Below are 24966 nucleotides of genomic sequence, written 5' to 3'. Positions count from 1 at the left end.
TCGGTGCCTTCATCCAGTCCAGCCGCTGCGCCGCCTCGGCCCAGAACCCTTCCGGATCGGACACCGACCGCGCATACATCTCCTCGTACCGCGCCGAATCAACATGCGCGTTACGGATAATGTCGTCGGATGGGGGATAGGTTGTGTCGGTCATATCGTGTCCTCCTCTTTGGTCAAAGAAAACCGCCCCCGCCGGGAAATGGCAAGGGCGGCATGGGTCGCAACATCAAAATTGGCAATTTTCAGATCGCCAGGTATTCCGCCCGCAGGGAGTCGTTTTCCAGAACTTCCTCCGCCGACCCGTCGAACACGATCGAACCGGTGTCCAGAATGATCGCCCGATCCGCGAGTTGCAGCGCGCGAACCGCGTTCTGTTCAACCAGGATCGTCGTCATGCCCTGTTCCTTGATCAGGCGCAGGGTTTTTTCGATCTCGTCCACGATCACCGGCGCCAGACCCTCATAGGGTTCATCGAGCAGCAGCACCTTGACGTCACGCGCAAGGGCGCGGGCTATGGACAACATCTGTTGTTCGCCGCCCGACAGCGTGACGCCTTCCTGCTTGCGGCGTTCGCCGAGGCGCGGGAAAAGATCGTACAAGCGTTCGATCGACCAGCCGATGGGGGGCGCGATCTGTGCCAGTTGCAGGTTTTCCTCGACGGTGAGACCGGGGATGATGCAGCGATCCTCGGGTACGAGCCCGAGTCCGGACATCGCGGCTTCGTAGCTTTTCATGGAGTGCAACGGCTGGTGATCGAGCCAGATTTCACCGCGCTTGACCTGAGGGCTGTCCATCCGCGCGATCGAGCGCAGGGTGGTTGTCTTGCCCGCTCCGTTGCGACCCAGAAGCGCGAGGATCTCGCCTTCGTGAACGTTGAAGGAAATGCCCTGCACGATATAGCTTTCGCCATAGTAGGCATGCATGTCCCAGACGGACAGGAAAGCTGGGGCGGTCTCCGCCATGTTGCGGTTTTTCGAAAAATCGGGTTTGACGTTCATGCTGATATCCTCGCCATGGGAGGGGGGCGCAATATGCGCCGCCGGATGAATTAAGCGGCTTCGCCGAGGTACGCTTCCTTGACCTTGGGATGGCCCTTGATGTTCTCGGGAGAATCCTCGACCAGCGGTGTGCCTTGCGCCAACACCGTGATCCGGTCGGCGAGAGAGAACACCACGTGCATGTCATGCTCGATGATTGCGATGGTGATGTTGCGCGTCTCCTTGATTTCCTTGAGCAGCTCGATGGTGTTGTTCGTATCCGCGCGTGCCATGCCGGCGGTGGGTTCATCGAGCAAGAGGAGCTTCGGATTCTGCACAAGACACATCGCCATTTCGAGCCGCCGCTTGTCTCCGCGAGACATGGAGGACGAGTGCATGTGACGCTTGTCGAGCATGTTGACCTCTTCCAGCATCTGCTCGGCCTGCGAGCGCAATTCACCCTCGCTGACGACGGAGCGAATGCCATGCAGCGCAAACGATCCATCCCGTCGGGCGAAACAGGGGATCAGCATGTTCTCCATCACCGTCAGGTCGCCGAAAATCTCGGGCGTCTGGAACACGCGGGAAATGCCCATCTGGTTGATTTCGAACGGGGTGCGGCCAAGAACCGATTGCCCGTCGAACATGACCGACCCGGTGTCCGGGATCAGCTTTCCCACGAGGCAATTGAGCAGCGTGGATTTGCCCGCCCCGTTGGGGCCGATGATCGCGTGGCAGCCGTTTTCCGCCACGCTGAGGTTCACATTGCCCAGGGCCTGAAGCCCGCCGAACCGTTTGTTCACGTCTTTGACGTCTAGAATTCCCATCTGTCCGTCTCCTTATTCGGCAGGTTCGGTGGTAGCGGTCTTGCTCTCGTCGGTTTTCTTTCTGCGGAAGAGGCCGGCCAGGCGTTGTCCGCCTTCGACAAGACCACCCGGCAGGAAGATCACGACCAGCATGAACACGATGCCCAGCGTCAGGTGCCAGCCCTTGCCGATGAACGGGTAGATCATCGCGACCACCGCGTCTTCGAGCCCGTCGGGCAGAAACGCGAACCACGTGTGCAGGATGTCCGAGTTGATCTTGGAAATGATGTTTTCCATGTACTTGATCATGCCCGCGCCGAGGACCGGCCCGATGAGGGTGCCGACCCCGCCGAGGATGGTCATCAGGACCACCTCGCCCGAGGCGGTCCAGAACATGCGTTCCGCCCCGGCCAGCGGGTCCATCGATGCCATGAGGCCGCCAGCCAGGCCGGCATACATGCCCGAGATCACAAAGGCGGCCAGCGTGTACGGACGTGGATTGACGCCGGTGTAATTCAGGCGTTGCTGGTTCGACTTGACCGCCCTGAGCATCATGCCGAAGGGCGAGCGGAAGATGCGGATCGACAGGTAAAACGACAACAGCATGATCAGCGCGCTGAAGTAATAGCCGAAGTTGAATGTGAACACCCAACCGCCCAGAACAAGCTTCGAACTGTCGCGCATTTCAAGGCCGAACAGCCCCGGCACCGGGATATTGCCATCACTGGATGACAGACCGCCCAGGATACGCGGATCGTCCAGCGCCAGTTGCAGGCCCGTTTCACCGCCGGTAATCGGGGTCAGAACCGAATAGGCCAGCGCAAAGGACATCTGTGCGAAAGCCAGCGTCAGGATCGAGAAATAGATGCCCGAACGCCGCAGGCTGACATATCCGATGATCAGCGCGAATACCCCTGCCGCGATCACAGCCAGGATGATTGCCGGGATGACGTTCATGCTGAGCAGCTTGAACATCCAAACGGCTGCATAGGACCCCACGCCAAGGAAGGCGGCGTGACCGAAGCTGAGATAGCCGGTCAGGCCAAACAGGATATTGAAGCCGATGGCGAAAATGCCGAAGATGACGAAGCGCTGCATCAGGTCGGGGTAGCCCGCGTTGAACTGTGCCCAGCCCGAAGCCTCCGGAAACGGGTTCAGGAAGAACGGGGCAAAGACCACCAGCGCTGCCACGACGAGCAGGAGGGATGCGTCTTTCTTGTCGAGTCCGAACATGGGATCAGTCCTCCATCACGCCCTTGCGACCCATCAGGCCACGCGGACGCGTCAGTAGAATTACAATGGCAACGAGGTAGATGATCACCTGGTTGATGCCGGGAATGATGTTGATGACTTCGCGCATAGAGGCAAAGCTCTCGAGGATCCCCAGAAGGAAGCCCGCGAGCACAGCTCCGGGCAGGGATCCCATGCCACCGACAACCACCACGACGAAGCTCAGGACAAGGAAATCCATGCCCATGTGGTAGTTCGGCGAATTGATGGGGGTGTACATCACACCTGCCAGACCAGCGACCGCGGCGGCCAGACCGAACATGATGGTGAACCGCTTGTCGATGTTGATGCCCAGCAGTCCCACGGTTTCGCGGTCGGCCATGCCGGCGCGGACCACCATGCCGAAGGTCGTGAATTGCAGGAAGGCAAACACGGCCCCGATGACGATGGCGGCAAAGGCAAAATAGACCAATCGCCAATAGGGATAGATGATGGTGTTCGCTTCGAACCCGATCAGGGCGCCGAAATCGAACGACCCGGTAAAGGCTTCGGGGGCAGGGGTCGGGATCGGGTTGGCCCCGTAGTAATACTTGATGATCTCCTGCAGCACGATGGCCAGGCCGAATGTCACGAGGATCTGGTCCGCGTGAGGGCGCTTGTAAAAGTGCTTGATCAGCCCGCGTTCCATGATGACGCCGATAAGGATCATCACCGGGATCGCAAACAGGATGGACAGGGGAACGGCCCAGTCGATGATATGCGCGCCCCATGCCTCTCCGAAGATGTCGTATGCGTAGGGTTGGTCCCGCATAGCCGGATTGCCAAGGAAATCAACCTCGCCGGGAACGGCAACTTCGTGGCTCAGGCTGAGCAGGCGGGACAATGTCACGGCGCAGAACGCCCCGATCATGAACAATGCGCCGTGGGCGAAGTTCACCACGCCGAGCGTGCCGAAGATGAGTGTCAGACCCAGCGCGATCAGCGCATAGGCAGAGCCCTTGTCGAGCCCGTTGAGAATTTGCAGAATTATGGCGTCCATTGCCCCACCCTTTGCGGTCCGAAGTGTGGAAGTGCAGTCAGCCCGACATCGCAACGGGCTGACGCAAGGAAGAGGCAGGCCGCGTGGCCCGCCTCGAAGAACATCGGCTTAGGCGCCGTTGTTGCAGGTGCCCAGGGCCCCGCCCGCGAATTGCGGGTGATCGGGCGCATAGGTGACCTGATCCACCGGGGTAACCTCGACGATCTCGAGAAGGTCGAATTCCGAGGATGGGTTGTCTTTCCCCTTCACGACCAGCACGTCCTTGAAGCACTGGTGGTCCTCGGCCCGATAGAGCGTCGGACCATTGCCCATGCCGTCAAACTCGAAGCCTTCGAGCGCTTCGACAACCGCGCAAGGTTCGAACGATCCGGCACGCTGCACGGCGTCCGCGTAGAGGAGGGCCTGCACGTAGCATGTATGCGCGGCCTGGCTCGGCGGGAAGCCGTACTTGGTGCCGAAGGACTTGACGAACGCCTTGGAGCCTTCGTCCTGCAGCGACCAGTGCCAGTTGGTCGAGCCGAAGATGCCTTTGACGTTGGCACCCGCACCCTTCGCCATGAGGCGCGAGTAAAGCGGAACGACGATCTGGAAATCCTTGCCGTTGACCTGTTTGTCGCGCAGGCCGAACTGGACGGCGTTGGTCAGCGAGTTGACCATGTTGCCGCCGTAGTGGTTCAGGATCAGGGTGTCGGCGCCTGACTGCAGAACCGGAGCGATATAGGACGAGAAATCTGTCTGTGTCAGCGGTGTTTTCACCGCCGCGACGGTTTCCCAGCCCAGAGCTTCGGTCGAGGACTTCACAGCCTCTTCGGTGGTGTAGCCCCAGTTGTAGTCGGCCGTCAGGTGGTAGGCCTTGCGATCCGTGCCGTAGTTGGCAGCCAGCACGGGCGCCAGCGCCGCGCCCGACATGTAGGAGTTGAAGAAGTGGCGGAAGCCGTTGGCACGCCGGTCCTTGCCCGTGGTGTCATTTGAATGCGTGAGGCCAGACATGAAGATGACGCCGGCCTCCTGGCAGAGCGCCTGAACGGCCACGGCCACGCCGGAAGATGACCCGCCGGTGATCATCACCGCGCCGTCCTTTTCGATCATCGATTTCGCCGAGGCGCGCGCTGCATCCGATTTGGTCTGCGTGTCGCCGGTGACGTAATCGACCTTCTTGCCAAGAATGCCATTGCCCTGAAGCGCCTTCGACGAAAAGGTGTTCAGCATGCCGCCGTCGCCTTCGCCGTTCAGATGTTCCACGGCGAGTTCATAGGCGCGGAGTTCGTCGGCACCCTCATCCGCGTAGGGGCCGGACTGTGGCACGTTGAACCCCAGCGTGACGGTGGAGCCGGTGGGCGCGTTGGTAAAGCCGCTTTCCTGCGCTGATAGATACGTCGGGACCGCGAGGCCCGCGCCAGCGACTGCGCCGGTCTTGAGCACGCCGCGACGTGTCAGATTGCCTTTGGACATGTAATCCTCCCAATGTCTTTAAGGGTCGACGGGATCCTCCACCCGTCGAAGCCGCACATATGTGCAATTCGAGTATCGGGCATGCATGGAAAACATAGCAATAAGCGCTTTCCCGGAAACGATTTTTCTGTCAAAAAATACACAACGCATCGCAGAAACTTGTAAATTTGTTTTTTGGCGGTGCAGCAGCCGGTTGATTCGACACGAGATTTTGCCATGCCCCGCGACACTCTGACAGGCAGCCGAATACGCGAACGGCGGGTGATGGCGGGGATAAAGCAGTCCGAACTGGCCAAACGGGCCGATATTTCGCCCTCTTACCTGAATCTGATCGAACACAATCGCCGCAGAATCGGGGGTAAGCTGCTGATCAATATCGCCGATGCTTTGGGGGTGGAACCAACCTCGCTGACCGAAGGCGCCGAGACCGCCTTGCTTGCCACATTGCGCGAGGCGGCGTCGAATACGGACATGGGGGAAGGCGAGTTTGCCCGGGTCGAAGAATTTGCCGGACGGTTCCCCGGCTGGGCCGCGCTTCTGGCCGAGAGCCAGCGCCGGATTGAAACGCTTCAAAGCAGTGTCGAGGCGCTGACCGACCGTCTCACGCATGACCCGCACCTGGCGGCCTCGCTGCACGAAATGCTGTCGACCGTGACGGCGATCCGGTCCGCCGCCTCGATCCTAGCCGAGCCGGAGGACATCGAACCGGAGTGGCAGCGCCGGTTCAATCGCAACATCTACGAGGACAGTGCGCGTTTGGCGGACACGAGCCGCAGCCTCGCGCATTATCTCGAAGCATCCGACACCGAAGCCACCGAAACCAACGCGCCGCAGGACGAGGTGGATGCGGTGTTCAACAAGACCGGGTTTCACATCCCGGCACTGGAACGGGATGTGGCCGATGTCGAAGACGTGACGGCGGTGCTTGGGGAAGGAGTGTCGCATTCGGCGCGCTGGCTGTTGCACCGCACCCTGCGGCGCTACCGCGATGACGCGGCGCGTATGCCGCTGGCCGTTTGTGCCGATGCAGTCGCCGAAACAGGCAGCGATCCGGTGGCGCTCGCCGCCCGGTTCGGCACCGACGTGGCCAGTGCCATGCGCCGCCTGGCGAGTTTGCCGGATGACCTGTTGGCCGAGCCTGTGGGTCTTGCCATCTGTGATGGCTCCTGCGTGACCACGTTTCGCAAACCCTTGCCGGACTTTCCCTTGCCGCGACTGGGGGCCGGATGCGCGCTGTGGCCGCTTTATCGATCGCTCGCGCGGCCGATGATGGTACATTCCGAAGTGATGGAACAATCCGCCCGCACCTCGGCCCGGTATCGGGCCTATGCCATCGCACAGCCCACCGGGCCGGTCCGTGCCGGGCAGGATGTCTTGTTTGAAAGTCACATGCTGGTTGTTCCCGAACCATCACGTGATATCGCCGAACCGATCCACGAAGTCGGATTGACATGTCGGATCTGTCCCAATTCTTCTTGCGAGGGGCGTCGTGAACCATCGATCATGGGCACCACGGACGCGCGGAGGTTTTGACACTGCGGACCGTGTTCGTAATAGTCTGTGCAGGGCGATCAAAAAATACGTCTCAAGACGATTGGCGATATGATGCGTCCGGGGGGAGGATATGCATGTCGAAACAGGTTCTGTTGATCGAGGATGAGCCCAACATCATCGAGGCGATCAGCTTCATTCTGTCCCGCGACGGCTGGACCGTGAAAACCCATTCCAACGGGGCAGACGCGCTTGATATTCTGCGCGACCGCAAACCGGATGTGGTGATCCTGGACGTAATGCTGCCGGGCAAGAGCGGATATGACATCCTGCGCGAATTGCGCGAGGATCCGGTGAACGCGGCAATGCCGGTGCTGGTGCTCACCGCGCGGGGCCAGTCCAAGGACCGTGAAATCGCCGAGCGGGCAGGGTGCAATGCCTTCATGACGAAACCGTTTTCCAATGCCGACATGCTGGAGACGGTGAGACGCCTCGCCGGGACATGACATCCGGCGCTGACAGGCCGGGCTCGCCGGCGAATTTCCACGAGAAAGGCACCTATCGCAGGCGCCGCCTGACGGATGCCGCCCGACTGGCCCCGATCCTTGCGCTGATCCTTTGGTTCATCCCGCTGATCTGGCCGCAATCGGGGGCGGGCACGGTCAGCAGCGCCACCGCGCTCATCTATATCTTTCTGGTCTGGGCCGGTGTGATCGTGATGACATGGGGCCTGTCGCGTCTGTTGGCGGATGACCCGACAGACCGCGCCGCGGATGACGGACCCGAGAAATGAGCACCCTGAACCTGCTCATCGCGGTGTGTATCGCCTATGTCTCCTTCCTGTTTCTTGTCGCCTTCGCGGCCGACAGGCTGGCCTTGCAGGGCAAGAAAGCATGGCTGCGGTCGCCGCTGATCTACACCCTGTCTCTTTCGATCTATTGCACCGCCTGGACGTTTTATGGCGCCGTTGGATCCGCGGCGCGCAATGGGTTCGAATACCTGACGATCTATCTTGGTCCGACGCTGGTCATGGTCAGCTGGTGGTGGCTGTTGCGCAAGATGCTCCGTATTGGCAGAACGCAAAAAATCACGTCGATCGCCGACCTCATTTCATCCCGTTACGGAAAATCCAGCCTTCTGGCCGCCGGGGTGACGACCCTCGCCGTGATCGGAACCACCCCCTATATCGCCTTGCAGCTACAATCGGTGACACTGTCGTTCTCGGTTTTTGCCGCAGGAGCCGACGGGTCAAATCCGGACGTCTCCCGCGATCTGGGGCTTTGGCTGTCACTTGGGTTGGCCGTGTTCACCGTCCTGTTCGGGACGCGCAACCTTGATGCGAAAGAACGCCATGACGGGGTGGTCATGGCCATCGCCGTCGAGGCGGTCGTGAAGCTTGTCGCGCTGTTGTCCGTTGGCATCTTCGTGGTCTGGGGCGTCTCGGGCGGCCTATCGGAGGCGCTTTACCAGATCGACGCGTCAGAGTTCGGCCAATGGCACACGGATCGCAGCCGTTGGGCCGGTCTGATCTTCCTCTCCGCTGCCGCCTTCCTGTGTCTGCCGCGCACCTTCCAGGTGCTTGTGGTGGAAAATGACGATGAACGCCATCTGCGCACGGCCAGCTGGGCCTTCCCGCTTTATCTTTGCCTGATCAGCCTGTTTGTCGTGCCAATCGCTGTTGTGGGATTGAGCATCATGCCCGAAGGGTCGAACCCCGACCTCTTCGTGCTGACCGTACCGCTGGCGCTGGGCGAGAACGGATTGGCGATGCTGTCCTTCCTGGGCGGCTTCAGTTCGGCGACTTCCATGGTGATCGTCGCCGCGATCGCGCTTTCGACAATGGTGTCGAACCATATCGTCATGCCGATCTGGCTCCGGCTGCGACCGAGCGGAGCCAGCGTGTCGGGCGATGTTCGGGCGGCTGTGCTGATGGCGCGGCGTCTGTCGATCGTCGGCGTCGTGATGCTGGGCTACCTCTACTACCGCTTTTCCAGCGGGGGCGCGGCGCTGGCGTCCATCGGTCTGGTGGCGTTCTGCGGCCTGGCGCAGGTGTTGCCGGCGATGCTGGGCGGCATGTTCTGGCGCGGAGCCACGCGGCTGGGGGCCTTTGCCGGTCTGACAGCGGGATTTGCGACATGGCTTTACACGCTTTACCTGCCCAGCTTCGGGGTCGGCACGATCCTGCCCGCGACGATCATTGACAACGGTTTGTTCGGATGGACCTGGCTGAAACCCGATGCGCTGTTCGGGATCTCGGGGATGGACCAACTGATGCACGCTCTGCTGTGGTCCATGCTGTTCAATGTCTTGGCCTTTGTCACGGTTTCACTTCTGAGCTTCCCGTCGCCATTGGAGCGGCTACAGGCGGCGCAGTTCGTGAATATCTTTGAACACTCCGCCAACACGCGCACCTGGTCGCGTGGCGGTGCGCAGACCGAGGACCTGATGGTCATGGCGCAGCGCATCCTTGGCGCGCAGGAGGCGCAGGCGCTGTTTTCGGGCCATGCGCGCAAGCAGGGGGCGCGGGGCGATCTGCCGGAACCGACGCCTGATTTCCTGGAAGTGCTGGAGCGCGAGTTGGCCAGTTCCGTTGGTGCCGCCACGGCACATGCGATGGTGGGTCAGATCACGGGTGGTATGGCAGTGTCGGTCGAAGACCTCATGGCGGTTGCGGATGAAACCGCGCAGATGCTGGAGTACTCGGCCCGGCTCAAGGAGCAGTCCGAAGAGCTGAGCCGCACTGCCTTGGAATTGCGCAACGCGAACCAGAAGCTGACCAGACTGTCGATCCAGAAAGACGCGTTCCTGAGTCAGATCAGCCATGAGCTGCGCACACCGATGACCTCCATCCGGGCGTTCTCGGAAATCTTGCGCGACACGGATCAAATCCAGCCGGAAGACCAATCGCGCTATGCGTCGATCATCCATGACGAAGCGCAACGCCTGACACGGCTTCTGGATGATCTGCTGGATCTGAGCGTGGTCGAGAATGGTCAGGTGAACCTGAACCTGCGAGACGGCACATTGCGCGATGCACTCGATCGTGCGGTGTCATCCGCGGCCGTGGGCGAGGACGGTGCACAGCTCGATATCAAGCGCGATCGTGCGCGCGAGGATATCCAGCTGTGCACCGATCTCGATCGGTTGAGCCAGGTGTTCATCAACCTGATCGCCAACGCGCGCAAATACTGCGACGCGCCGAACCCGTGCCTGACGATCCGCGTGATGCAGGACACCGATCGCATCGTTGTCGATTTTCAGGACAATGGCAGCGGAATCTCGTCCGAGGCCGCGGACCTGATTTTCGAAAAATTCGCCCGCGTCAGCGATCAAAAGGCAGGCGGGGCCGGTCTGGGGCTGGCCATTTGCCGGCAGGTAATGACCCGTCTCGGTGGGTCGGTGGAATATGTGCCGGCCTTGCGCGGGGCGAATTTCCGCGTCGTGTTGCCGTATCGGACCGCTCTGGCGGCGCAATAGGGGCGGGATCGGTCTTTGGTAAATCCTTGGTAACCAATTCTCGCCATAACCGGCGACAGGCGATGACGGGGATAGACACACAGCCATGACAGAAGACACGGCCGACACCGTTTTGGAACGCAAGGTGCGGGCGCAGCGCAAGGCGCGGGGCGACGGCGCCCTGTTGGTTTCGCGCGCGCTTGGGCGCGGCCTGTCGATTGCTGCTGATGCGCTTTGGGGTCTTGCCCTTGCGGCGGCGCGGTCAAGCGACGACACCATGAAGGTGGACCGCGCCCTCGCCCAGGTCGGTGATGACGCGCTGCTGATCATTATCGAAAACGATCAGGACCCCTGCGGGCTCGTCGCGCTCGATCGCGAGATTGTCACCGGTCTGATCGAGGTGCAGACCTTGGGCAAGGTGACGCGCTTTCCCTCGGACGACCGCGCCTTTACCCCGACCGATGCCGCGATGATGGCGCCGCTGCTGGATGCGGCCTTGCCGCGCTTTGCTTCCTTGCTGGCGGGACAACCCGAATTGGCGCATTTGCAAGGCTACCGGTTCGGTGCGCTGGCCGAAGATGTGCAGGTCGCCGGGCTGACCCTGGAGAGCGAGGCGTACCGTGTCAGCACCTTCGATATCGCGCTGGCGCAGGAGACCCGTACCGGGCGTGCGGTGTTCCTCTTTCCCGATCCGCCAAAGCAGGAGCGAAAGGACAAGACACCCAGTGCGGGGAAACATGCCACGACGCTCCGGCTGGTCCCGGCGCGGATGCAGGCAGTGCTGACCCGCATCCATTTGCCGTTGGACAAGGCGCAAGCGCTCAAACCCGGTGACGTCTTGCCTATCTCGACGCAAGCGGTGTCATCGGCGGCACTTGTGGTTGCCGGTGGCCATGTCGCAGCGCGCGGCAAGCTGGGCCAGATGAACGGTTTCCGGGCGGTCCGGATCGGAACAGAACCTGTCCATGCGCCGACATCGGACCCCGGGCCTGAACCACCCGAGAACACGGAACCATCTGCCACGCCGCCGCCGCAGCAGGGCGGGTCACAGTCTTTGACAGGGTTTTCACTTGATACGGCGCTGGACGAAATCGCGACCGGCCTGCCAGCCGCGATCCAGACAGTCGATCCCTAACGCGGGGCGTTTGCGGCGGCATCCAATGTTGGGCGCAGGGCCGAGAGTTCGTATCCCGCCTTCGAAAGGGCGCTCAGGATCGCATCGGTGCTTTGCTGCCCCGCCTGACCAAGCGCCCACACGACCGAACATCGCGTTCCGGAGGCGCAATAGGCCAGAACCGGCCCTTCCGAGGCGTCGACAATGGCCGATTGTGCGGCCACGCGATCAGGTGTCATCGTCTGATGCGTGATCGGCAATACCTCGAAGCGTAAACCTTCTGCCTCGATCGCGGCACGAAGGGTTTCAGCCTGGTGCGATGGCGGCACTTCGGCATCCGGACGGTTGCAGATGACGGTTGTGATCCCCGCCGCCTTGATCGCCGGAGCATCTTCCGGGTCGATCTGCGGGGACACGGCGTAGCGGTCGGTGATTTGACGAATATCCATGGTCTAGGACTACTGCGCCGGTGCAGCCCTGTCCAGCCATCCGCGAAGGCCGGGCATCAAGGCCATGCCGGCAAGCATCGCACCCAAGAACACCAGCCCGGAAGTCCCTCCATAGCTGAGCGAGGCCACCGCTGGTCCGGGGCAGAGCCCGACAAGGCCCCAGCCCATGCCGAACAGGACCGATCCGACAACAACATTCCGGCCCAGCCTTGGGTCCGGCGGGGGCGGCATGGCCTCGCCCATGAGCCCAAACCGCCGTTTCGCGGCCACGCGCCAGGCAATCGCCATCGGCAGGATCGCGCCGCCCATGACAAAGGCCAATGTTGGATCCCAATCCCCGAAGATATCGAGCCACCCTTGCACCTTGCGCGTGTCGGTCATTCCGGAAACGAACAGACCGGCGCCGAACAGGCCACCGGCCAGAAATGCGAAGACATTGCGCATCAGACGATCCCCAGCAAATGACGAAACAGAACAATGGTCAGACCACCAGCGAGGATGTAGAACACCGTGGCAACCACCCCACGCAATGACAGGCGCGAAATTCCGCAGACGCCGTGACCCGACGTGCACCCATTGGCAAGCCGCGTCCCGACGCCAACCAGCAGACCCGCCGCGACGAGAAGCGCGAGGTTGCCTGTGGCATGGGTGTCTTTCGGACCCAGGAAAAACAGCACAACCACCGGGATCAGCGCCAACCCCGCCAGAAAGCTGAGCCGTTCCCACATCGTGTTGCGCGCGCTGCCATCGACCAGCCCTCCGATGATGCCGCTCGCGCCCATGATGCGCCCATTGGCGAGCAGATATACCGCGCCGCCCGTGCCGATCAGCATCCCGCCGATCAGCCCGTAAATCCAATCCGGGTTCATGTCTTTACAATCCGTTTACTGGAACTTTGAGGAAGACCTTGCCGTCATCATCTTCGGGCGGCATTTGTCCCGCCCGCATGTTGACCTGCAGGGACGGGATGATCAGCTTGGGCATGGACAATGTGGCATCCCGCGCATCGCGCATTTCCACGAAAGCGTCTTTGCTCTTGCCTTGGCCGACATGCACGTTCCTGGCCTTTTGTTCGCCAACAGTGGTCTCCCACGCGTATTCTTCGCGGCCCGGCGCCTTGTAGTCATGGCCTACGAAAATCCGGGTTTCGTCCGGCAGGGCGAGAATTTTCTGCACCGAGTCGTAAAGCTGGTTCGACGACCCGCCCGGGAAATCGCACCGCGCGGTGCCGAAATCCGGCATGAACAGAGTATCGCCGACAAACGCCGCATCGCCGATCACGTAAGTCAGGCAGGCCGGTGTGTGACCGGGCGTGTGCAGCACATCCGCGCGCATCTGTCCGATATGAAAGCTGTCGCCCTCGGTAAAGAGCTTGTCGAATTGGCTGCCATCGCGCTGGAACTCCGTGCCTTCGTTGAACACTTTGCCAAAGGTATCCTGAACAACCTGAATGCGGTCGCCGATACCGATCTTTCCGCCCAGAGCCTCTTGCAGATAGGGCGCGGCACTCAGGTGGTCGGCATGGACATGCGACTCGAGCAGCCATTGCACATCGAGATCATGCTCTTTGACGTGAGCAATGATGCTGTCCGCCGATCGAGTATCGGTGCGGCCCGAGGCATAGTCGAAGTCCAGAACGCTGTCGACAATGGCACAGGCCCGCCCCGAGGGGTCTTGCACGAGATACGATATGGTATTCGTGGCGTCGTCGAAAAAGCCGGTGACGATAGGTGTCATGCGAGAGCCTCCCTGCGCTGAAATCCTGACAAAAGAACATATAAATAAATCGGAATACGTTTCAAGCCTCTTGCAGCACGTCCATCACTCAGACTGGCCTCCCGTGGCGGGATCGGACAGATAGGCCAGAACGTCGTTCTTTCCGATCACCCCGATCGGTTTGCCGTTCTCTGTCACCGCCAGATCGGTTTCGGCACGCACAAGGGTTTTCATAACCGCTTGCACCCGTGCGTCGGCATCCACCGCCTCGGCTCCGGCCGGTGCGGACAGCGCGCGCATGACGTCGCGTGCGCGCAACACGCCAAGCGGATTCATGTGCTGCACGAAATCGGCCACATACGCATTCGACGGGTTGCGGAAAATATCCTGTGGCGTGCCGGATTGCACGATCCGGCCACCTTCCATGATGGCGATGCGGTTGCCGATCTTGAATGCCTCGTCCAGATCATGGCTGACGAAAACGATCGTGCGTTTCAGTCGCTCCTGCAATTTCAGCAGCTCATCCTGGAGCTTGGTGCGGATCAGCGGATCCAGCGCGGAAAAGGGCTCGTCCATCAGCAGGATCGGCGCATCGGTGGCAAAGGCGCGGGCCAGGCCAACGCGCTGTTGCATGCCGCCCGACAATTCCGCGACCTTGCGGTCGGCCCAATCCGACAGACCGACCAGCGCCAGCTGTTCTTCCACCCGCGCCCTGCGTTCGGTCTTGGACTGGCCGCCCAGTTCAAGGCCAAGGCCGACATTTTCACGTACCGAGCGCCAGGGCAAAAGGCCGAATTGCTGAAAGACCATCGCCACATGCTTGAGCCGGAGCCTGCGCAACACATCGGCATGTGCATGGGTCACATCGACAAGGCCAGAGCCGTCATGCACCCGGACGCAGCCGCGCACCACGGGGTTCAGCCCGTTCACCGCGCGCAACAGCGTCGACTTGCCGGAACCGGACAGCCCCATGAGGACAAGGATCTCTCCCTTGGACACGGTCAGCGAGCAATCATGCACGCCCAGCACTTGCCCGGTGTTGCGCTGGATCTCGCCGCGCTCCTGGCCCTGGTCCATCAGCGGCAGCGCCGTTTCCGGCCGATCGCCGAAGACAATGGAGACATTGTCGAATTCCACGCGTGGATCGGTCATTTCCGGCGCTCCATTCGCAGCATTCGGTCAAGGATGATCGCGACCACCACGATCACGAAACCGCTTTCGAACCCCTTGGCCGTGTTCACCTGGTTCAGGGCACGCACCACGGGCACCCCCAGCCCGTCGGCGCCGACCAGTGCTGCGATCACGACCATCGAGAGCGAGAGCATGATCGTCTGGTTCAGCCCCGTCATGATCTGCGGCAGGGCGGAGGGCAGTTCGACCTTCCACAAAAGCTGCGACTTGGTCGCGCCAAAGGCCTGTGCCGCCTCGATCAGCGGCATGGGTGTCGAGCTGACGCCAAGATGCGTCAGCCGGATCGGCGCGGGCAGCACGAAAATCACCGTGGCAATCAGGCCCGGAACCATGCCGATGCCGAAAAACACGATGGCCGGGATAAGATATACGAAAGTGGGAAGGGTTTGCATCAGGTCCAGGACCGGCCGCATCCAGGCGTATAGCCTTGGCCGATGCGCGACCGCGATCCCGATGGGCACGCCGACGCCCATGCACACGATGCAGGCCGCGAGCACCAGCGTCAGGCTTTCGGTTGTTTCCTCCCAATAGCCCTGGTTGATGATGAACAGGAATCCGAGCCCGACAAAGAGGCATACCTTCCAACTGCGCTGAAAGCCCCATGTCAGTGCCACGAAGATGGCGACGATCAGCAAGGGATGCGGCGTTAACAGCAGCCACAGGAAGCCTTCGATCATCGCGTCCAGCGCGTCCGACAGGGCGTCGAAGAAGAACGCGCCATTGCTTTCAAGCCAGTCGAATGACGTTCCGGCGATATCACCAACCGGGATCTTGTTGTCTGTCAACCAATCCATGCGTGGTCCCTATCCCGTAACGGAAAGGGCGGCCCGAGGCCGCCCTTTCCGGGTGTCAGCTTTTATTGAAGCGCAGCCGTCACGGCTGCCATGGCATCGCCACCATCCTTGGTGGTCACACCGTCGAGCCAGCCTGTCATGGCCTCCGGGTTTGCCGTGAGCCAAACGGTCGCCGCATCGCGCGCCTCTTCGCCGTCGTTCAGGATCGCACCCATGATCTCATTTTCCATGGCGAGCGAGAATTCGAGGTTGTTCAGCAGCGTGCCGACATTTTCACAGTCTTCGACGAACCCGGCCCTGGTGTTGGTGTAGACGGTCGCACCGCCCAGATTGGGTCCGAACCAATCGTCCCCGCCTTCGAGGTAGGTCAGGTCGAAATTCGCATTCATCGGATGCGGTTCCCAGCCAAGAAAGACAACAGGCTCACCGCGTTCCGAGGCCCGATCCACCTGCGCCAACATTCCCTGTTCCGAGCTTTCGACCACGTCAAAGCCCTGAAGGCCAAAGGCGTTCTCTTCGATCATGTCCATGATCAGGCGGTTGCCGTCATTGCCCGGTTCAATCCCGAAGATCTCGTCGTCGAGCGCGTCGCTGTGCTCTGCAATCGCATCAAAGCTCGTGATGCCAAGCTCGGCCCCGGCCGCGTTCGTGGCAAGCGTGTATTTCGCACCTTCGAGGTTGGCGCGCACCGTGTCGACGGTGCCGGCCTCGCGATAGGGGGCGATATCGGCCTCCATCGTCGGCATCCAGTTGCCAAGGAACACGTCCACGTCACCTTCGGCCAGCGCGGTGTACGTAACCGGAACAGACAGAACTTTCACGTCTGTCTCGTATCCGAGGGCATCCAGGACCACCGTGGTTGCTGCCGTGGTTGCGGTGATGTCGGTCCAGCCAACATCGGAAAAGACAACCGTATCGCAATTGGCCGAGGCCGCGCCGGCGGCACAGATGGCGAGGATCGAAAGCGAAGATTTCATCATGTGAGTTGGTCTCCCTGAGTGAAGTCGGTTTTTGTTGATTGACGAGTCAATTAAGAACGCCATACAGTCCGGCCGTCAACCTGGAAGGAAAAACATGCCGAAGCTCGGGATGGAGCCTATACGCCGCGAGGCCCTAGTAAAAGCCACGATCACCGAGATCGGCCGGGCAGGCTCCCTCGACGTGACCGTATCCCAGATCGCGCGGCGGGCCGGGATGTCGGCGGCGCTCGCGCATCATTACTTTGGCGGCAAAACCCAGATTTTCCTCGCCGCGATGCGCCATACGCTTGGCGTCTACGGGGCAGAAGTCCGAGGGGCCTTGGCGATGGCGCAGGGGCCGCGTGCGCGGACCGAAGCGATTGTGCGGGCCGGGTTTACCAGCTCCAATTTCCGCCGCGACGTGGTGGCGGCGTGGCTCAATTTCTATGTTTTAGCCCAATCCGATGATCAGGCGCGGCGCCTTTTGTCTGTCTATCAGCGGCGGCTTCATTCGAACCTCGTCTTCAATCTGCGCCCCCTTGTCGGGTCCAGGGCGAACGAGGTTGCCGTGCGTATCGCAGGCCTGATCGACGGGCTTTATCTGCGCGAGGCGCTGGGCAGGGACATCCCATCGGGAGACGCTGCCACGGGTCAGGTGCTGACCGCGCTGGAGCAAGACCTCAAACAGACGGAAAGGGATCCCCGGCCATGAGCTATGACACGCAACCGAAGGCGAGCCATTTCATCGATGGAACCTATGTCGAGGATACGGGCGGGCCGACGATCCCGGTCATCTATCCTGCGACGGGCGCGCAGATCGCCGAGCTTCACGCGGCGACCCCTGCGATCATCGACCGCGCGCTGTCAGCGGCGCATCATGCGCAAAAGCAATGGGCAGCGCTGTCGGGCACCGAGCGAGGGCGCATCCTGCGCCGGGCCGCCGATATGATGCGCGAGCGCAACCGTGATCTGTCGGTCCTGGAAACCTATGACACCGGGAAACCCTTGCAGGAAACACTGGTCGCGGATGCTACCAGCGGTGCCGATGCGCTGGAATATTTCGGCGGCCTTGCGGGCAGTCTGACCGGAGAACATATCCAGCTTGGCGAAGATTGGGTCTACACCCGTCGCGAACCGCTGGGCGTCTGCTTGGGCATCGGTGCGTGGAACTATCCGACGCAGATCGCCTGCTGGAAGGGTGCCCCGGCGCTTGCCTGCGGGAATTCGATGGTCTTCAAGCCGTCCGAGACGACGCCGCTCTCGGCGCTCAAGGTTGCCGAAATCCTTGTCGAGGCGGGCCTGCCGGCCGGGGTTTTCAATGTCGTTCAGGGCTTTGGCGATGTCGGGTCCTCGCTGGTCAGCGACCGGCGCGTCGCGAAGGTGTCGCTCACCGGGTCGGTGCCCACCGGCAAGAAGGTCTACGCGGCAGCGGCGGCACAGATGAAGCATGTCACGATGGAACTGGGCGGCAAATCACCGATGGTGATCTTTGATGACGCCGATCTCGACAATGCGGTCGGGGGCGCGATCATGGGCAATTTTTATTCCTCCGGGCAGGTGTGTTCGAACGGCACACGGGTTTTCGTGCAAAAGGGGCTCAAGGCGGCGTTTCTTGAACGGCTGACAGAGCGTTTGTCCAATGCGGTGATCGGCGATCCAATGAACGAGCAGACCAGCTTTGGCCCGATGGTGTCCGAGAAACAGATGAAAATCGTCCTCGATTATATCGAAAAAGGCGAAAAGGAAGGTGCCCGGCTGGTCACCGGCGGCAAGCGGCTGGATCGTGACGGGTTCTATCTGCAGCCCACGGTTTTCGCCGATGTGACCGACGACATGACCATCGCCCGGGAAGAGATTTTCGGCCCCGTCATGGCGGTTCTGGAGTTTGAGACCGAGGAGGAGGCGATCCGCCGGGGCAATGACACGGAATTCGGCTTGTCGGCTGGCGTCTTCACCCGCGATCTGTCGCGGGCGCATCGCGTCATCGGGCAGCTCGAGGCGGGGAGCTGCTATATCAATTCCTACAATGATGCCCCGGTCGAAGCGCCTTTTGGCGGCACAAAGATGTCGGGCGTCGGGCGCGAAAACTCGCGCGAGGCGATCAACCACTACAGCGAATTGAAATCCGTTTACGTGCGCATGGGTGACATTGAGGCCCCGTACTAAGGCTCTGAAATGAATGCAGATTATGTCATAGTTGGCGCGGGCTCGGCGGGCTGCGCGATGGCCGCCCGTTTGTCCGAGGCAGGTCGTTCGGTGATCGTCATCGAACACGGCGGCTCCGATGCGGGGCCGTTCATCCAGATGCCTGGCGCGCTCAGCTTTCCGATGAACATGAAGCGGTACGATTGGGGCTACCGGACCGAGCCGGAACCGCATCTGGGCAACCGCCGGTTGGCCTGTCCGCGGGGCAAGGTGATCGGTGGCTCGTCTTCGATCAATGGCATGATTTACGTTCGCGGCCACGCCAAGGATTTTGACCATTGGCGCGACCAAGGCGCAGCAGGCTGGGGATTTGCGGATGTTCTCCCGTATTATCAGCGGCTTGAGAATTGGCATGACGGTGGACATGGCGGCGACCGCGATTGGCGCGGAACCGATGGGCCGCTGCGTGTGACGCGCGGCGCACGAGACAACCCGCTGACCCGGGCCTTTGTCGACGCCGGGGAACAGGCTGGATATTCCGTCACGGGCGATTACAACGGCCAGCGTCAGGAAGGGGTCGGCCCGTTTGACATGACGGTGTGGCGCGGCGCGCGTTGGTCTGCGGCCAAAGCATATCTCCGCCCGGCGCTGAAACGGAAAAATTGTAACCTTGTCAAAGGCTTTGCGCGAAAAGTTGTAATCGAGAACGGGTGCGCAATCGGCGTGGAGATCGCAAAAGGCAACCAGATCAGCACGATCCGCGCCGATGTTGAAGTGATACTTGCAGCATCAGCTATCAACTCTCCGAAATTGCTCATGCTTTCGGGCATTGGTCCGGCCAAACATCTGCGTGAAAACGGAATCGACGTCGTCGTAAACCGCCCCGGCGTGGGGCAGAACCTCCAGGACCATCTCGAGGTTTACGTGCAGGCTGCGGCGCGCCAGAAAGTGAGCCTGTACAAATACTGGAGCCTGCTTGGAAAAGCCTATGTCGGTGCAAGGTGGCTCCTGACAAAAACCGGGCCGGGTGCGTCTAACCAGTTTGAAAGTGCTGGGTTTATTCGCTCTCGGGCAGGGGTGACCTACCCGGATCTGCAAATCCATTTCCTGCCCATTGCGGTGCGCTATGATGGTCAGGCATCTGCCGAGGGGCATGGTTTTCAGGCGCATGTCGGGCCGATGCGGTCGCCCTCGCGCGGCGAGATCACATTGCGCTCTGCCAACCCCGAGGATGATCCGCGCATTTTTTTCAACTACATGAGTCATGACGCGGACTGGACCGATTTCCGGCAGGGCATTCGCCTGGTGCGGGACATCTTTGCGCAGGAGGCATTCAAGCCCTATTACAAGCACGAGATCCAGCCTGGCGATGCCGCGCAAAGTGATGAAATGATTGATGAATTCATTCGGCAGCATGCCGAAAGTGCGTATCATCCCTGCGGCACGTGCAAGATGGGATCGCGCGATGATCCGATGGCGGTGGTCGATCCGGAAACCCGTGTGATCGGGGTCGACGGTTTGCGGGTGGCGGACAGTTCGATCTTTCCGCGGATCACGAATGGAAATCTCAATGCGCCTTCGATTCTCGTCGGCGAAAAGGCCTCGGATCACATTCTGGGTAAACCTGCTCTGGCGCCCGACAACCGGGCGCCCTGGGTGCATCCGGACTGGCGAACCAAGCAGCGCTGATCGCCGTACGCTCCGTACAATCTGCACGGTCGGATTGTACGGTTGATCCGTAAGGTCAGCGGGATCACGTCGATGCCGCAACGGAACACGGAGGCCGGAGACGGTCCGGGAACCGGCAAGGGTGCTGAACGTTTGGCCGTGACGCTACTGTTAACACCTCTATTGATCGCGTATCACACCCAAATGCCCGACTCGCTGTCCAACATGATCGCCTGCCCGAAATGCGACGCGCTGCACAATGTGCCGCGGCTCAGCCCGGGCGCGCAGGCAAAATGTGTACGCTGCGGCACGGTTCTCATGGCGCCGCGGGAAAACGCGATGACGCAGATCGTGATGCTGGCAACCACCGCGCTGATCCTCATGGTGGCTGCCGTGTTCTTTCCGTTTCTTGAACTGAGCACGCATGGGTTGGGGCGCAAGAGTTCGGTCTTTGACGCCATCCTCGCGTTTTCCGATGGGTTGATGTTGCCGCTCTCTTTTGCAGTGGCGGCGTTGATCGTGGTCCTGCCGGTGATCCGGTTCATCGCGCTGATCTACGTCTTTGCGCCAATGGCGCTGGGCTGGAGCCCGGCGCGTCATGCCAGGGACGCGTTCCGGCTGGCCGAGGCGATCCGCCCCTGGGCAATGGCCGAGATTTTCATCATCGGTGTGGCGGTTGCTCTGGTCAAGGTGGCGGGGCTGGCCCAGGTCACATTGGGACCCGCGTTCTGGGCTTTCGTCGGGTTGGTGATTGTCACCATCCTAAAGGACAATTTCATGTGTCGGGTGACGGTATGGCAAACGTTGAACGCGCGCAGCCCGTCCTGACCGCGCGCGCCGCTGGACTGGTGGGATGCGCGGAATGCGGCCATGTCTATCCCAGGGGCACGCCGCAATGCGACCTGTGCGGAACACCGCTGGTCAGCCGTGACAAGGCCAGCCTGCAAAAGGTCTGGGCCTGGCTGCTGGCCGGGATGGTTGTCTATATCCCGGCCAATGTCTATCCGATGCTGCGCACCAGCACCCTGGGGAAAACGCAGGAAAGCACCATTGTCGGCGGTGTGTTCGATCTGATCGACCACGGCTCCATCGGGGTGGCATTGATCGTCTTTGTTGCATCGGTCGTGATCCCGATCGGCAAGTTCATCGCGATCGCGTATCTTGCCCTGCGGGTCAAAAGTGGAAAACCCGGCACCTCCGTCCATCTTCACCTGTACGAACTCGTGGAGTTCATCGGCCGGTGGTCGATGATCGACGTGTTCGTCGTTGCGATCCTGTCTGCCCTGGTGCAGTTGAATTTCGTCGCCACGATCAATCCCGGTATCGCGGCGGTGAGTTTCGCGCTTTCGGTTGCATTCACCATGATTTCCGCCAATAGCTTCGATCCCAGACTGATCTGGGATGCCCCGCCTGAAGGAGCACCGGTTTGACCGAGCCTACCCCTGCCGACATGAACGTAACGCCGCCGAAAAAGTCGGTGCTGCGCAACCTGTCTTTCGTGTGGGTCATTCCGTTTCTCGCGCTTGCGGTATCACTGGGTATCGCATGGCAGAGCTTTGCCGACCGTGGCACGCTGATCGAGATTTCGTTCGAAAACGCGTCCGGCGTGGTCGCGGGAGAGACCACCCTGCGGTATCGCGAGGTCGTTGTCGGCACGGTCGAGGATGTGGGGTTTTCCAGCGATCTGGGCCGGGTGATCGTCTCGGTACGGGTGGACAATGATGTCGCCCCGTTCATCGATGCCGAAGCCCTGTTCTGGGTTGTGCGCCCCGAAGTCTCGGCGCGCGGGATCAGCGGTCTGTCCACCGTGCTGTCCGGTGTCTATATCGAAGGTGCCTGGGACAATGAGCCGGCTGCCGAAGCGCGGGATTTCATCGGGATGAGTTCACCGCCGCTGACCCAGCCGGGCCGCCCCGGCAAGCGGATCACGCTGGCCACGGATGACGGGACAACCATTTCCAACGGGTCTCCGGTGCTGTTTCGCGGGGTCGAGGTGGGGCGGCTGGAAACGCCGCGCCTGTCCGCGGATGGGCGCACGGTCATGGTCGATGCCTTTATCGACGCGCCGCATGACGCGCGTCTGACGCAGGCAACGCGGTTCTGGGATACCTCCGGGTTCAAGCTGTCCTTCGGCACATCCGGCTTTGCCGTGGATTTCGACAGTCTGGCGTCACTGGTCACGGGGGGTGTGCAGTTCGACAACCTGTATGACGACGGCGACCCGCTGCCGCCGGGCTATGTGTTCAACCTCTATGAAGAGGAAGAGGATGCCCGCCGCAACACATTGGTGCGCGGTCCGGCGCAAGGTGTGCCGTTCTCGATCCAGTTCTCGGAATCCGTGAACGGGCTCGAAGCGGGAGATGACGTGACCTATCAGGGCCTTGAGGTTGGTGTTGTCACCGAATTGCGGTCGCGCGTGATCGAGTCGCAGTTCGGTCCGGAATTGTCGCTGCTGGTCAACGTGTCGATTGATCCGCAGCGGATGGGGCTCGAGGCCGGCACAACGCCCGAGGAAACAGTCGATTTCTTCCGCTTCGCGGTGGACTCCGGGATGCGGGCGCGGCTGGCGACCGAGAGCCTTCTGAGCAGCGATCTGCGGATCGAGCTGGTGGTGCTGGACGATGTCGCGCCGGCCCGACTGCGGGAAGATGACAATGATCTTCCGCGCCTGCCCAGCGTCGAATCGAACCTGTCGGATTTCACTGCCACCGCCGAAGGTGTGCTGGAACGGATCAACGCGCTGCCGATCGAGGAGGTGATGCAGCGGGCGATCAGCCTGATGGATTCGGTCGAGGCTCTGGCCCGGAACGAGGATTTGCAGCGCATGCCCGGATCGGCCGTGGCGCTGCTGGATGACACACGTGCAATCGTCGGCAGCGAGGCGATCCAGTCGATCCCGGCGCAACTGGACGCGGCGGTGACCGACCTGACCGATTTGGTCGCCGAAGTGCGCGAAGGCGGCGCCGTTGCATCGCTCAACAGCGCATTGGCCCGTCTTGACGAGGCCATGGTTGGGATCAACGAAGCCTCGCGACAGGCGCCGGCGCTGACGCAGAACCTGACCAAGCTGACCGAAGAGGAGATCCCGGCGGTTCTGGCCGAATTGCAAGGCGTCGCCGAAACCGCGCAGACGCTTGAGCTTGAGGGCCTGGTGGGCAGTGCCACGCAGACGCTGAACCGGATCGACGCCCTGATTGCGCAGGACGCCGTTCAGGGCATCCCGGACGCGGTGAGCGCCGCGATTGACGATGTGCGCGAGGTGGTGGCCGATGTGCGCGCAGAAGGGGCCGTTCAGACGCTGGGGTCTTCGCTGCGCAATCTTGACCGGGCGATGGCCGATATCAGCACGGCCACGCAGGACGCCCCCGCCGTTACCCGGAACCTGCGCCAGATCACGGAAACCGATATCCCGGACTTGTTGGCGGAGATCGACGCCGTCGCGACCAAGGCGCAAGAACTGGAATTGCAGGCCTTGGTGGACAGCGCGACCGGCACGCTGAACCGGGTGGATGCCCTCGTGGGCAGCGACGAGACGTTGGATTTGCCCGGAACCTTGAACGACGCGCTGACCGAGATGCGCCTTGCCCTGGCGGAATTGCGCGCCGGTGGCGTCGTCGAAAACCTGAATGCGACGCTGCAATCGGCCTCGGATGCGGCCGGATCGGTGGCGCAATCGGTCGAGGATCTGCCGCAGCTTACCGCGCGGCTGGAGCGATTGGTGGCCGAAACCGAAACCGTCATCACCTCTTACGGGGAACGATCGGATTTCAGCACGCAGACCCTGTCGGCTCTGCGCGAGGTGCAAAGCGCCGCCAAGGCAATTTCGAACCTGGCGCGTGAAATTGAACGCAGCCCGAATTCCCTGATCTTCGGGCGTTGAGGAAGGACGAGACCCCATGACCGTATTGATCTTGCGCAGACTTGCCCTTGTCGTGGCCCTGCCGCTGGTGTCGGCCTGCGCCGCGGGCGATACAGGGCGCTACCTGATCGATACGCCGGCGCGGGGCGGCGACGCGGCGACGCGCGTTGCGGTGCGCACGGTGGAATTGCGGGACGTGTCCTTGCCGGGCCACGCGTCCGGTACTGCCATTCTGGTCCGCGACGCCGAAGGCGCGTTGCGCCCGCTTGGCGATGCGGAATGGGCCGACGACCCGGACCGCGCGGTGACAGGCATATTGGCGCAATTGCTGGATGAACGCAGCACCGCGACCGTTGCGGCCGAACCCTGGCCGCTTCGGGACGGGCCGTCGGCGCGGCTCGATGTGCGGATCGACAAGATGCTTGCGGATATGTCCGGCACCTTCGAGATCACCGGCCAGGCGGCTGTCAGCGCCGTGGAGGGGCGTCCGCGCGAACGGGTGGAAAGGTTCGCCGTCTCCGTGCCTGTGACCGCGATCACACCGTCTGCCGTGACGGCCGCGCAGGGCCGCGCACTCGCGGTGCTGGCAGACGATCTGATCGGGTTGATGCGCTAGCGAT

Annotated in this window: 25 protein-coding genes; 12 read left to right on the top strand and 13 right to left on the bottom strand. The window is 61.5% G+C overall.

All coding sequences use genetic code 11. The annotated features are described in order from the left end of the window. The 6 genes from LCF59_RS12020 to LCF59_RS11995 all read right to left on the bottom strand — a co-directional run. On the bottom strand, positions 1–154 hold a 154-nt coding region (locus LCF59_RS12020; protein WP_292287828.1), incomplete at its 3' end, for an acetyl-coenzyme A synthetase N-terminal domain-containing protein. 88 nt (positions 155–242) lie between these two features. Next, positions 243–998 (bottom strand): ABC transporter ATP-binding protein, encoded by a 756-nt coding sequence (locus LCF59_RS12015; protein WP_292287821.1) that lies wholly within the window; start codon positions 996–998, stop codon positions 243–245. A 50-nt stretch (positions 999–1048) separates the two neighbouring features. After that, positions 1049–1804, bottom strand: a complete 756-nt coding sequence (locus LCF59_RS12010; protein ID WP_292287819.1) for an ABC transporter ATP-binding protein — start codon at positions 1802–1804, stop codon at positions 1049–1051. Positions 1805–1816: 12 nt separating this feature from the next. Then, positions 1817–3016 carry a branched-chain amino acid ABC transporter permease gene (locus LCF59_RS12005; RefSeq protein WP_292287817.1) on the bottom strand — a complete coding sequence of 400 codons (1200 nt, stop codon included), beginning with the start codon at positions 3014–3016 and terminating at the stop codon, positions 1817–1819. Between the two features lie 4 nt (positions 3017–3020). Further along, positions 3021–4052: a branched-chain amino acid ABC transporter permease gene (locus LCF59_RS12000; protein ID WP_292287815.1), complete on the bottom strand. Its 1032-nt coding sequence runs from the start codon at positions 4050–4052 to the stop codon at positions 3021–3023. A gap of 108 nt (positions 4053–4160) precedes the next feature. Beyond that, positions 4161–5504: a substrate-binding protein gene (locus LCF59_RS11995; RefSeq protein WP_292287813.1), complete on the bottom strand. Its 1344-nt coding sequence runs from the start codon at positions 5502–5504 to the stop codon at positions 4161–4163. Positions 5505–5720: 216 nt separating this feature from the next. On the opposite strand from LCF59_RS11995, the gene LCF59_RS11990 reads away from it, so the two are divergent. From LCF59_RS11990 to LCF59_RS11970, 5 genes are all read left to right on the top strand, one after another. Beyond that, positions 5721–7037: a helix-turn-helix domain-containing protein gene (locus tag LCF59_RS11990; protein ID WP_292287811.1), complete on the top strand. Its 1317-nt coding sequence runs from the start codon at positions 5721–5723 to the stop codon at positions 7035–7037. A gap of 95 nt (positions 7038–7132) precedes the next feature. Next, positions 7133–7501 carry a response regulator transcription factor gene (locus LCF59_RS11985; protein ID WP_292287809.1) on the top strand — a complete coding sequence of 123 codons (369 nt, stop codon included), beginning with the start codon at positions 7133–7135 and terminating at the stop codon, positions 7499–7501. Next, positions 7498–7788 carry a hypothetical protein gene (locus tag LCF59_RS11980; protein ID WP_292287808.1) on the top strand — a complete coding sequence of 97 codons (291 nt, stop codon included), beginning with the start codon at positions 7498–7500 and terminating at the stop codon, positions 7786–7788. Before LCF59_RS11985 ends, LCF59_RS11980 begins: the two co-directional genes overlap by 4 nt. Then, entirely contained in the window at positions 7785–10472 is a 2688-nt protein-coding gene (locus tag LCF59_RS11975; RefSeq protein ID WP_292287806.1) for an ATP-binding protein, read from the top strand. The genes LCF59_RS11980 and LCF59_RS11975 overlap by 4 nt, the downstream gene beginning before the upstream one ends. 85 nt (positions 10473–10557) lie before the next feature. Further along, a complete protein-coding gene (locus LCF59_RS11970; RefSeq protein WP_292287804.1) occupies positions 10558–11586 on the top strand; it encodes a FliM/FliN family flagellar motor switch protein in 1029 nt (342 codons plus the stop codon). Here the strand turns inward: LCF59_RS11970 and LCF59_RS11965 are convergent. From LCF59_RS11965 to choX, 7 genes are all read right to left on the bottom strand, one after another. Continuing rightward, positions 11583–12014: a TIGR01244 family sulfur transferase gene (locus tag LCF59_RS11965; RefSeq protein WP_292287802.1), complete on the bottom strand. Its 432-nt coding sequence runs from the start codon at positions 12012–12014 to the stop codon at positions 11583–11585. The genes LCF59_RS11970 and LCF59_RS11965 overlap by 4 nt on opposite strands. Positions 12015–12023: 9 nt before the next feature. Further along, complete coding sequence (locus LCF59_RS11960; protein WP_292287800.1) at positions 12024–12458, bottom strand: DUF6691 family protein; 435 nt, start codon at positions 12456–12458, stop codon at positions 12024–12026. After that, positions 12458–12883, bottom strand: coding sequence for a YeeE/YedE thiosulfate transporter family protein (locus LCF59_RS11955; RefSeq protein ID WP_292287798.1), 426 nt, complete (start codon positions 12881–12883; stop codon positions 12458–12460). The genes LCF59_RS11960 and LCF59_RS11955 overlap by 1 nt, the downstream gene beginning before the upstream one ends. A 4-nt stretch (positions 12884–12887) precedes the next feature. Next, positions 12888–13751, bottom strand: coding sequence for an MBL fold metallo-hydrolase (locus LCF59_RS11950; RefSeq protein WP_292287796.1), 864 nt, complete (start codon positions 13749–13751; stop codon positions 12888–12890). An 84-nt stretch (positions 13752–13835) separates the two neighbouring features. After that, on the bottom strand, positions 13836–14882 hold the full coding sequence (gene choV, locus LCF59_RS11945) for a choline ABC transporter ATP-binding protein (protein WP_292287794.1): 1047 nt from the start codon (positions 14880–14882) through the stop codon (positions 13836–13838). Then, the gene (gene choW, locus LCF59_RS11940) at positions 14879–15715 is read right to left on the bottom strand and encodes a choline ABC transporter permease subunit (protein ID WP_292287792.1); all 837 of its coding nucleotides are present in this window, start codon (positions 15713–15715) and stop codon (positions 14879–14881) included. Before choW ends, choV begins: the two co-directional genes overlap by 4 nt. A 62-nt stretch (positions 15716–15777) precedes the next feature. Beyond that, positions 15778–16692: a choline ABC transporter substrate-binding protein gene (gene choX, locus LCF59_RS11935; protein WP_292287826.1), complete on the bottom strand. Its 915-nt coding sequence runs from the start codon at positions 16690–16692 to the stop codon at positions 15778–15780. Positions 16693–16789: 97 nt separating this feature from the next. Here choX and betI point away from each other — a divergent pair, with 97 nt between their 5' ends. The 7 genes from betI (at position 16790) to LCF59_RS11900 (ending at position 24962) form a co-directional block, all read left to right on the top strand. Then, on the top strand, positions 16790–17386 hold the full coding sequence (gene betI / locus LCF59_RS11930; protein ID WP_292287790.1) for a transcriptional regulator BetI: 597 nt from the start codon (positions 16790–16792) through the stop codon (positions 17384–17386). Next, positions 17383–18840, top strand: a complete 1458-nt coding sequence (gene betB / locus LCF59_RS11925; RefSeq protein ID WP_292287788.1) for a betaine-aldehyde dehydrogenase — start codon at positions 17383–17385, stop codon at positions 18838–18840. Before betI ends, betB begins: the two co-directional genes overlap by 4 nt. 9 nt (positions 18841–18849) lie before the next feature. After that, complete coding sequence (gene betA / locus LCF59_RS11920; protein WP_292287786.1) at positions 18850–20508, top strand: choline dehydrogenase; 1659 nt, start codon at positions 18850–18852, stop codon at positions 20506–20508. Positions 20509–20691: 183 nt separating this feature from the next. Further along, a complete protein-coding gene (locus LCF59_RS11915) occupies positions 20692–21315 on the top strand; it encodes a paraquat-inducible protein A (protein WP_292287824.1) in 624 nt (207 codons plus the stop codon). After that, entirely contained in the window at positions 21282–21917 is a 636-nt protein-coding gene (locus LCF59_RS11910; RefSeq protein WP_292287784.1) for a paraquat-inducible protein A, read from the top strand. The genes LCF59_RS11915 and LCF59_RS11910 overlap by 34 nt, the downstream gene beginning before the upstream one ends. Next, the gene (locus LCF59_RS11905) at positions 21914–24367 is read left to right on the top strand and encodes an MlaD family protein (RefSeq protein ID WP_292287782.1); all 2454 of its coding nucleotides are present in this window, start codon (positions 21914–21916) and stop codon (positions 24365–24367) included. The genes LCF59_RS11910 and LCF59_RS11905 overlap by 4 nt, the downstream gene beginning before the upstream one ends. A gap of 16 nt (positions 24368–24383) precedes the next feature. Beyond that, positions 24384–24962 carry a membrane integrity-associated transporter subunit PqiC gene (locus LCF59_RS11900; RefSeq protein ID WP_292287780.1) on the top strand — a complete coding sequence of 193 codons (579 nt, stop codon included), beginning with the start codon at positions 24384–24386 and terminating at the stop codon, positions 24960–24962. Positions 24963–24966 lie beyond the last annotated feature (4 nt).

This window comes from Marivita sp. (assembly GCF_020055675.1).
Taxonomy (GTDB): domain Bacteria; phylum Pseudomonadota; class Alphaproteobacteria; order Rhodobacterales; family Rhodobacteraceae; genus Marivita.
This window is presented reverse-complemented; position numbering and strand designations above follow the sequence as displayed.